Raw genomic sequence first — 10,805 nt, forward strand, 5'->3', positions numbered from 1 at the left:
GGCGAAGTTGGTGAACTTGTCCGGCACGGGACTCGTGGCTAGTCTGGGTTTGTCACTGAAAAAACGGTGACACTGGCGTGCAAGCCGGTTAAAAGACGACGCACAAGCGCTTTATGGCGGTTGTGCGTGGGAGATTTCTTCGTGAGGGGAAGTCTGCCGGGGTTCCGTCTGCCCGGTCTTGCACACCTGCGTACAACTGCCACCTCTATTTGCGTGCAAGCGAAAGGGTGTCGGTTCCACTACTACAGATGGAGCTACACAATATGTACAAAATTACTCCAAACCCGCCAGGAAGCCCTGGCAACCCCTCCGACAAATCCTCGAAATCCAAGAAACTCGACGAAGCCGCCGAACGCGCCCTCGACTACTACCTCAAACCCAAACCCATCGATGAGCCCTCAACAGGCCAACTCTTCATGGTCGCCCCGGACATCGACACCGAAACCCTACTGGCCAACGCCTCCGAAGACTTGCTGTCCATCAGCGCCATCGCCGCCGACCTGGCCGACGACGTCGACGGCTCGCGCCGCAGCGTGATCCTGGCGATCAGCCGAATGGCCGATGGGGTGCAGTTGTTGGTGGAGCGGGCGATGGATCGGCTTGAAGTGCAAGCGTCGGGCTGACAGGTCTGTGGTGGATTGAAAACCGCCTTCGTCGGATCAGACATACCCCAAAGACCGTGGCGAGGGAGCTTGCTCCCGCTCGGCTGCGCAGCAGTCGCAAGATCGGACAGTGCGGTCTGTCTGGAGAAATGCCGGGGCCTGCTTTGCAGGCCAGCGGGAGCAAGCTCCCTCGCCACAGAGGCTGTGTACTGCCTGGAATGGCGTCAGCCTGAGAGTCAGGGCTAGATCAACCCTTTCTCATCATCATCGATCAACCGGCTCAACCCACCCAACGCTTCCCGGGCCTGGCTGCGGTCCATCAGTTTGGCCTGGGCCGCCGGTGGCAGGTCGGTGACGCGGATGACGCCTTTGCTGGTCAGCACCTGAATCAAGTCATCGAGTACCCGGATCATTTCCAGGTCGCTCTGCTTGAGTTGCTTGAGGCTGTTTTCTACCGCTTGGTTGGCGAACCAGTCCTGGACCTCGTGGTGGTCGGCCGGCAAGGTTTCGGTGGCTTCGGCATAAGCGGTGGCTTCTACGCGCACCAGCAATCCTTGTGCATCGCGTTGCACATAAAACATCGGGCATCCCTCATGTATGAAGCGGCGTCATGCTGGGCAGCATAGGCCAACTGTGGGGGAAGTATGAACACTTATCCTGTGGAGAGGGAGCAGGCTCCCTCTCCACAGGTTTTGTGTCAGGTTCAGCTGTTGTTGTGATCGACCTTGATGGTCGGGTCACTGCCGGCGATCAACGAGTTCAGGTTGACGTTCGACCAGTTGTTGCCCTCAAGCTTGATCGTCACGTCCGGCGTGGCTGCTGCGCCGTTGCCGGTGTTGAACTGGCCGGTGGTGCTGACTTGCAACGACGACACGCCGTCGACCGTGCTGATCTTGAGGAAGTGGTCGATGGTGCTGCCGGTTTCGCCCTGCAACAGATCCCGCAGGTCGATCCGGTCGCCTTCGCTGGCCTTGAAGTCCTTGATCACGTCGGTGCCCGTGTCACCGGCTTTCCAGACAAAGGTATCGCCACCCAGGCCACCGATCAGGGTGTCGTTGCCCTGGCCGCCGAGCAAGGTGTCATTGCCAGATCCGCCGAGCAGGATGTCATTGCCCTTGCCGCCGTCGAGCGAGTCGTTGCCACCCTGGCCAAAGAGGATGTCGTTGCCGCCACCGCCCAGCAGGGTATCGCTGCCATCGTGCGCGCCGGACACATCGAACGCGCTGTAGTGCTCGGCAATGTACTGGTGCACGTTGCTGGTCGTGACCTTGCTGACGTCCACGCCACTCTGTTGGGCAACGAAGGCCTGGAGGGCCTGGTAGCCTTCGCCGGCGATGCCGTTGAAGCTCACCAGGTCGCCGAACAGGATGTCATTGCCCTCGCCACCGTTGACGGTGTCGGAGCCTGGCATGGTCGCCTCGGTGTGACCGATGATCGAGTTGGCCAGGTTGTTCGGGTCGATGTTGGTCTGCGGCGTTGAATCCGAGTCGTATGGCTTGAGGTCATCCATGCTCACGCCGTTGTTCAGGCCGATGGCTTCTACGTTGCTCAGGCCTTTCAACAGGGTGAAGCTGGCGGCCGAGCCGTTTGTCGCCCACGAGTCGTTGTGGCCGGTGCCGTCCAGGTAGGAGAACTCGAAGGTCCCATTGCCCTCGGCGTGCACGGTGCCGACATAGTTCTCGTCCCAATGCTTGCCGTTTTTGATCGACAGGTACATTTCACCGTCTTCGTTGATGGTGAATTTGTGCGTGCTGTCGATCGTCTGGGAATAGGACTGGCCGACGGTGTAGTTGGCCGCACTCAGGACGTCGTCGAGCTTGACGTTGCCGTACAGCGTCGGGTTCGTCTGTTCGCCGGACTGGTAGAGGGTCGGTTCGCCGTCGGTGATGAAATACGTCAGGTTCTTCGCACCGGTATTGCTCAGGGCTTGGGTGCTGTTGAAGAAGTTCGCGGTGGTCTTGAACACGTCTTCGTAGTTGGTACCGCCGCCGGACACCATGGAGTCGAGCACGCTTTTGAGCAGCGTCAGCGCGTTCGGGTCGTTGAGGTTCACCGCGACGTTCTTGTTCACCTGCTGATCGAAGTCTGCCAGGAAGATGTTCACCGTCCCGGAATTGCTGCCCAGGCTCTGCTTGAGGGTATTGAACACCTGGGTCAACGAGTTCTTGGCCGCGGTGATGGACGACGCACTCATACTGCCCGAGCTGTCGACCATGAACGCGATGTTGTAGTTGACCCCTGGCACCACGGTCAGCCCGCCGATGTCGGCGACCACGACGTCGTTTCCGTCGGTGCCGGTGACGGTGTCGCTGCCCGACGTGGCGGTGACCGCGTTGTAGGTCGCTGGGTACACCGTCACAGGGATTTGCGCTGTAGTGCTTGCCGAGCCGCCGAGGACTTCGGTGGAGGTCGACGTTACGGTCAGGTTGAGCTGGCCGTGGTAGTAGGTTGGCGGCGTCAGGGTCAGGCTGCCCAGGTTCCAGCCGGTGACCGAGGCTTCGCCGTTGCTGCCCACCGTTGCAAAGTGGCCAGCGCCGTCACTCAATACGCTGCCTTCGGGCATGCCGCCGATCTTCACGGCCAGGCTTTCGGAGCTGTCGGTGTCGGTCAGGGCGGTGGTGATCTTCGACAGGTTCACGCTGCTGCCTTCGGCGCCTTCGTTGAGCTTGAAGCCGTCGTAATAACCTTCGCCATTGGTGCCGTGCAGGTCGGAGACGGTCACGCCGGCATTCGCCAGGTCGGTCACGCCGGTGTACAGCGGTACGCCGGCACCGCTCAGGTCCACGGGGGTGCTGCCGTTGACCGACAGGTTCACGTCGTAGCTGCCCGGGCCATTCTGGTTATGGTGGTAGATATCCAGGGTGTAGTAGCCGCTGGTGGTTGGTGTGAACGAACCGTTCAGATTACCGCCCGCGCCCCAGGTGGCTGCCGCCACGTTCTTGCCGCCGATGGTCACCAGCAGGCTGTCGTCGGCGGTGCCGCTGAAGGTGTAGGTCTTGCCGGCTTCGAGGTAAATCAGGCCGGACGTCTTCGACGCGGTACCCACGCTCACGTTGCTGTCGGACTGCACGTTGGTCACGATGCTGGTGCTGTTCGGCGTGCCGGCGGCATCGATCACCGACTTGAGCGTGCCGGACGGCGCGCCGCTGCCATCGGTGCCCAGACCCGACAGGCCGGTCCAGACTTCCTTGATCAAACCGGTGGAGGTCACGCCGTTACCGGCCACGCTCAGCGTCGGCGCGTCGGCGACCGGCGTGATGTCGACTTTCACGGTGCTGGTGTTGCCCAGCGCCTGGCCGTCGGTGGGCTGGAACTTGATCTGCGCATAGTCGGCCTGGTTGTTGCCCATGCTGCTGCCGACATAACCATTGGCTCCGGATTCATTGCTGTCCGGCGTGAAGCGCAGCTTGCCGGCGTCGATGTCGGCCTTGGTGAAGGTCTGGTCGTTGGCCACGTCCTTCCAGGTTGCACCGTCCAGGTACTGCAACTTGCCGTCGGCCGGCAGCCCGGTGATTTTCACACCCAGGTTGGCGGCAGAGCTGTCCACATCGGTGACACCGAAGTTCGACCAGCCCAACACCAGTGAGGTGTCTTCGGTTCCGATCACGGCGCCACCGGTGGCGACCGGCGCATCGTTGACCCCGACCACGTTCACGGTGGTGGTGGCGGTGTTGGAGTAGTGGGTGCCGTCGGTCACCGTCACGGTGATGGTGCGCGGTACGGTGCTTGGGTCTTCGCTGCTGTTGGTGAAGCTGATGTTCTTGATCTGCTGCATGTAGTCAGCCAGCGTCGCGTTGCCCGACAGCGTCAGCGTGACCGTGCCGTTGGTGCTGTTGGCATTGATGCTGATGCCGTTGACGCTGTTGCCCAGGTTCAGCGCATCGCCGGGCTGACGGTTGGTCAGCACGATGGTCGCGCCGGTCAGCATGGTGCTGTCCGGGTCGGTGATGCTCAGGTCGGTGTCGCCAATCGATACGCCTTGGCCCGGGGTGCCTTCGGTGAAGGTCACCTGGTAGTCGGCACCGGTCTGGCCGCTGGAGTTGTTGGCGTCCAGGTCCAGGACCGGCGGTGCATCGTTGTCGATGATCGAGGTGCTGACGCTGCCGTTGGTGCCGCTGACGGCCAGGTGCTCGAAGTTGCCGCCAGTGGCCGAGTCGATCTTGACCACGAAGTTCTCGGTGCCTTCGGTGATCTTGTCGTCCAGCGTCGCCACGTTGAAGGTGGTGCTGGTGGCGTTGGCCGGGATCTTCACGGTGTAGACGCCCGTGAAGTCCGTACCGTCGGCGGCGGTGCCGCTGTAGACGATCTTGAGCGTCACTTCGGTTTGTGCCGGGCTCGTCAGGCTGACGGTGTAGGTGGCCGTCTGGCCTTCGGTCACCGAGGTGCTGCCGGTGATGCTGACCGTGGTGTTGTCGATGGTGTCGGTCACAGCGGTCACGGCGGGCGCAGTGCTCGGCACCAGGTGTTCGAAGTTGCCGCCAGTGGCCGTCTGGATAGTGGCCGAGACATTGCCAGCGTCCTGGTAGACGTCGTCCTTCGGCGCATCGACAGTGACGGTGCCAGTGGTTTTCCCAGCGTCGATGGTGATCACCGAGCCGTTGCTCAGGGTCACGGTAACCGGAGTGCCGGCTGGGTTGGTCAGGGTCGCGGTGTAGACGATGGAGCCGCCTTCGGCCACGGTGTTGGTTGCGCTCAACGTCAGGCCGGTGGTGTCTTGGGTGTCGGTGACAGTGGTGTCAGCCGGCGTGCCGTTGATGTCGAGTTTTTCGTAGTTGCCGCCCTGGGCGTCGTCGATCTTCACGCTCAGGTGGTCGCCGCCGTTCACTGCATCGTTGGGTGTGGTGAAGTTCACGCTGCCGGAGCTTGCGCCCACTGGGATGGTGATGGTCTGGCCGTTCGACAGGGTGATAACAAGCGGAGCTTCTGTGACCGGTGCGTTGACCGAAGCGGTGTACACCACGGTGCCGCCTTCGGCCACAGTCGAGGTCGCGGTGAGCGAAACGGTACTGGTGTCGATGGTGTCGGTCACGTCGGTGACCGCAGGCGTGGTGCTTGGCACCAGGTTTTCAAAGTTGCCGCCAGTGGCGTGATCGATGCTGACTTCGACCTTGCCGGCGTCCTTGTAGACGTCGTCGGAAGGTGCTGCAACGGTGACGGTGCCGGTGGTTTTGCCGGCGTCGATGGTGATCACCGAGCCGTTGCTCAGGGTTACGGTAACCGGTGTGCCGGCTGGGTTGCTCAGGGTGGCGGTGTAGACGATGGAGCCGCCTTCGGCCACGGTGTCGGTTGCCGAGAGGGTCAGGCCAGTAGTGTCTGAAGTGTCGGTAACGGTGGTGTTAGCCGGGGTGCCGTCGATGTCGAGTTTTTCGTAGTTGCCGCCTTGGGCGTCGTCAATTTTGACGCTCAGGTGATCGCCGCCAGACGTCGCATCGTTGGGTGCGGTGAAGTTCACCGAACCGCTGCTTGCGCCCACTGGGATGGTGATGGTCTGGCCGTTCGACAGCGTGATGACCAGCGGTGCTTCGGTGACGGGGGCGTTGACCGAGGCGGTGTAGACAACGGTGCCACCTTCAGCAACGGTCGACGTAGCGGTGAGGCTGACCGTCGAGGTGTCGATGGTGTCGGTCACGTTGGTGACGGCTGGTGTGGTGCTTGGCACCAGGTTTTCGAAGTTACCGCCAGTGGCGTGGTCGATGCTGACTTCGACCTTGCCGGCGTCCTTGTAGACGTCGTCGGAAGGTGCTGCAACGGTGACGGTGCCAGTGGTTTTGCCAGCGTCGATGGTGATCACCGAGCCATTGCTCAGGGTCACGGTAACCGGGGTGCCCGCTGGGTTGCTCAGGGTCGCGGTGTAGACGATCGAACCGCCTTCGGCCACGGTGTTAGTAGCCGAGAGAGTCAGGCCGGTCGTGTCCTGGATATCGGTAACGGTGGTGTCCGCTGGAGTAGCGTCGATGTCGAGTTTTTCGTAGTTGCCGCCTTGGGCGTCGTCAATTTTGATGCTCAGGTGATCGCCGCCAGACGTCGCATCGTTCGGTGCGGTGAAGTTCACCGAACCGCTGCTTGCGCCCACTGGGATGGTGATGGTCTGGCCGTTCGACAGCGTGATGACCAGCGGTGCTTCGGTGACGGGGGCGTTGACCGAGGCGGTGTAGACCACGGTGCCACCTTCAGCAACGGTCGACGTAGCGGTGAGGCTGACCGTCGAGGTGTCGATGGTGTCGGTCACGTTGGTGACGGCTGGTGTGGTGCTTGGCACCAGGTTTTCGAAGTTACCGCCAGTGGCGTGGTCGATGCTGACTTCGACCTTGCCCGCGTCCTTGTAGACGTCGTCGGAAGGTGCGGCCACGGTGACGGTGCCGGTGGTTTTGCCGGCGTCGATGGTGATCACCGAGCCATTGCTCAGGGTCACGGTAACCGGTGTGCCGGCTGGGTTGCTCAGGGTCGCGGTGTAGACGATCGAACCACCTTCGGCCACGGTGTCGGTTGCCGAGAGAGTCAGGCCGGTAGAGTCCTGCGTATCGGTAACGGTGGTGTTCGCCGGAGTGCCGTCGATGTCGAGTTTTTCGTAGTTGCCGCCTTGGGCGTCGTCAATTTTGACGCTCAGGTGATCGCCGCCAGACGTCGCATCGTTCGGTGCGGTGAAGTTCACCGAACCGCTGCTTGCGCCCACTGGGATGGTGATGGTCTGGCCGTTCGACAGGGTGATAACCAGCGGAGCTTCGGTGACCGGTGCGTTGACCGAGGCGGTGTAGACCACGGTGCCGCCTTCAGCGACGGACGACGTAGCGGTCAGGCTGACCGTCGAAGTGTCGATGGTGTCGGTCACGTCGGTGACGGCAGGCGTGGTGCTTGGCACCAGGTTTTCAAAGTTGCCGCCAGTGGCGTGATCGATGCTGACTTCGACCTTGCCGGCGTCTTTGTAGACGTCATCGGAAGGTGCTGCCACGGTGACGGTGCCGGTGGTTTTGCCGGCGTCAATGGTGATCACCGAGCCATTGCTCAGGGTCACGGTAACCGGTGTACCGGCTGGGTTGCTCAGGGTCGCGGTGTAGACGATGGAGCCGCCTTCGGCCACGGTGTCGGTTGCCGAGAGGGTCAGGCCAGTAGTGTCTGAAGTGTCGGTAACGGTGGTGTTAGCCGGGGTACCGTCGATATCCAGTTTTTCATAGTTGCCACCTTGAGCGTCGTCGATCTTGACGCTCAGGTGATCGCCGCCAGACGTCGCATCGTTGGGTGCGGTGAAGTTCACCGAACCGCTGCTCGCACCGACTGGGATGGTGATGGTCTGGCCGTTGCTCAATGTCACGACGAGAGGAGCATCGGTCACCGGAGCATTCACCGAGGCGGTGTAAACGACGGTGCCGCCTTCAGCGACGGACGACGTAGCCGTCAGGCTGACCGTCGAAGTGTCGATGGTGTCGGTCACGTCGGTGACGGCAGGCGTGGTGCTTGGCACCAGGTTTTCGAAGTTGCCGCCAGTGGCGTGATCAATGCTGACTTCAACCTTGCCGGCGTCTTTGTAGACGTCATCGGAAGGTGCTGCAACGGTGACGGTGCCAGTGGTTTTCCCGGCGTCGATGGTGATGACGGCGCCATTGCTCAGGGTCACGGTGACTGGGGTGCCAGCGGCGTTGGTCAGGGTGGCGGTGTAGACGATCGAACCGCCTTCGGCCACGGTGTTGGTTGCGCTCAGCGTCAGGCCGGTGGTGTCTTGGGTGTCGGTGACAGTGGTGTCAGCCGGCGTGCCGTTGATGTCGAGTTTTTCGTAGTTGCCGCCCTGGGCGTCGTCGATCTTCACGCTCAGGTGGTCGCCGCCGTTCACTGCATCGTTGGGTGCGGTGAAGTTCACGCTGCCGGAGCTTGCGCCCACTGGGATGGTGATGGTCTGGCCGTTCGACAGGGTGATAACCAGCGGAGCTTCGGTGACCGGTGCGTTGACCGAAGCGGTGTAGACAACGGTGCCACCTTCAGCAACGGTCGACGTAGCGGTGAGGCTGACCGTCGAGGTGTCGATGGTGTCGGTCACGTCAGTGACGGCTGGCGTGGTGCTAGGCACCAGGTTTTCAAAATTGCCGCCAGTGGCGTGATCAATGCTGACTTCAACCTTGCCGGCGTCTTTGTAGACGTCATCGGAAGGTGCGGCCACGGTGACGGTGCCGGTGGTTTTGCCGGCGTCGATGGTGATCACCGAGCCATTGCTCAGGGTCACGGTAACCGGTGTGCCGGCTGGGTTGCTCAGGGTCGCGGTGTAGACGATGGAGCCGCCTTCGGCCACGGTGTTGGTTGCGCTCAGCGTCAGGCCGGTGGTGTCTTGGGTGTCGGTGACAGTGGTGTCAGCCGGCGTGCCGTTGATGTCGAGTTTTTCGTAGTTGCCGCCCTGGGCGTCGTCGATCTTCACGCTCAGGTGATCGCCGCCGTTCACGGCATCGTTGGGTGCGGTGAAGTTCACCGAACCGCTGCTCGCACCGACTGGGATGGTGATGGTCTGGCCGTTGCTCAATGTCACGACGAGAGGAGCATCGGTCACCGGAGCATTCACCGAGGCGGTGTAAACGACGGTGCCGCCTTCAGCGACGGACGACGTAGCCGTCAGGCTGACCGTCGAAGTGTCGATGGTGTCGGTCACATCCGTGACGGCTGGCGTGGTGCTTGGCACCAGGTTTTCGAAGTTACCGCCAGTGGCGTGGTCGATGCTGACTTCGACCTTGCCGGCGTCCTTGTAGACGTCGTCGGAAGGTGCGGCCACGGTGACGGTGCCAGTGGTTTTGCCGGCGTCGATGGTGATCACCGAGCCATTGCTCAGGGTCACGGTAACCGGAGTGCCGGCAGGGTTGCTCAAGGTCGCGGTGTAGACGATCGAGCCACCTTCGGCCACGGTGTCAGTGGCGCTCAGCGTCAGACCGGTAGTGTCTGAGGTGTCGGTGACAGTCGTGTCAGCCGGGGTGCCGTCGATGTCGAGTTTTTCGTAGTTGCCGCCTTGGGCGTCGTCGATCTTGACGCTCAGGTGGTCGCCGCCCGAAACAGCATCATTTGGCGCGGTGAAGTTCACCGAACCGCTGCTTGCGCCGACTGGGATGGTGATGGTCTGGCCATTCGATAGGGTGATAACCAGCGGAGCTTCGGTGACCGGTGCGTTCACCGAGGCGGTGTAGACCACGGTGCCGCCTTCGGCCACAGTGGAAGTCGCGGTGAGCGAAACGGTGGTGGTATCGATGGTGTCAGTCACGTCAGTGACGGCAGGCGTGGTGCTTGGCACCAGGTTTTCGAAATTGCCACCGGTGGCGTGGTCGATGCTGACTTCGACCTTGCCGGCGTCCTTGTAGACGTCGTCGGAAGGTGCTGCAACGGTGACGGTGCCAGTGGTTTTACCGGCGTCGATGGTGATCACCGAGCCATTGCTCAAGGTCACGGTGACGGGTGTACCGGCTGGGTTGGTCAGGGTCGCGGTGTAGACGATCGAACCGCCTTCGGCCACGGTGTCAGTAGCCGAGAGAGTCAGGCCGGTCGTGTCCTGGATATCGGTAACGGTGGTGTCCGCTGGAGTAGCGTCGATGTCGAGTTTTTCGTAGTTGCCGCCTTGGGCGTCGTCGATCTTCACGCTCAGGTGGTCGTCGCCCGCCACTGCGTCGTTTGGTGCGGTGAAATTCACGCTGCCGCTGCTTGCCCCGACTGGGATGGTGATGGTCTGGCCGTTCGACAGAGTAATGACCAGCGGTGCTTCGGTGACCGGTGCGTTGACCGAGGCGGTGTACACCACGGTGCCGCCTTCGGCGACAGTCGACGTAGCGGTCAGGCTGACCGTCGAGGTGTCGATGGTGTCGGTCACGTCGGTGACGGCAGGCGTGGTGCTTGGCACCAGGCTTTCGAAGTTGCCACCGGTAGCGTGGTCAATGCTGACTTCGACCTTGCCGGCGTCCTTGTAGACGTCATCGGACGGTGCGGCAACGGTGGCGGTGCCAGTCGTCGCGCCGGCGGCGATGGTGATCACCGCGCCGTTACTCAGGGTCACGGTAACCGGTGTGCCGGCTGGGTTGCTCAGGGTCGCGGTGTAGACGATCGAACCGCCCTCTGCTACTTCGGGAGAGGCCGACAGGCTAAGGTCCGTGGTGTCCACCGAATCGGTGATCGTGGTGACGGCTGGCGTGGTGCTCGGCACCAGGTTTTCAAAGTTGCCACCGGTGGCACCGGTAATGGTGGTGC

At 62.0% G+C, this 10,805-nt stretch carries 2 protein-coding genes and 1 pseudogene; 1 reads left to right on the top strand and 2 read right to left on the bottom strand.

From position 1 onward, the window contains the following. Positions 1-263: 263 nt before the first annotated feature. Entirely contained in the window at positions 264-623 is a 360-nt protein-coding gene (locus tag ACODSJ_RS17265) for a DUF6124 family protein (protein WP_489102879.1), read from the top strand. A gap of 221 nt (positions 624-844) precedes the next feature. Here ACODSJ_RS17265 and ACODSJ_RS17270 read toward each other — a convergent pair whose 3' ends face one another. Then, positions 845-1,183, bottom strand: a complete 339-nt coding sequence (locus tag ACODSJ_RS17270) for a tryptophan synthase subunit beta (protein WP_489102880.1) — start codon at positions 1,181-1,183, stop codon at positions 845-847. Between the two features lie 122 nt (positions 1,184-1,305). Next, positions 1,306-10,805, bottom strand: a pseudogene (locus ACODSJ_RS17275) (LapA family giant adhesin); the annotation flags it as partial.

This window comes from Pseudomonas sp. FG6 (genome assembly GCF_057809015.1).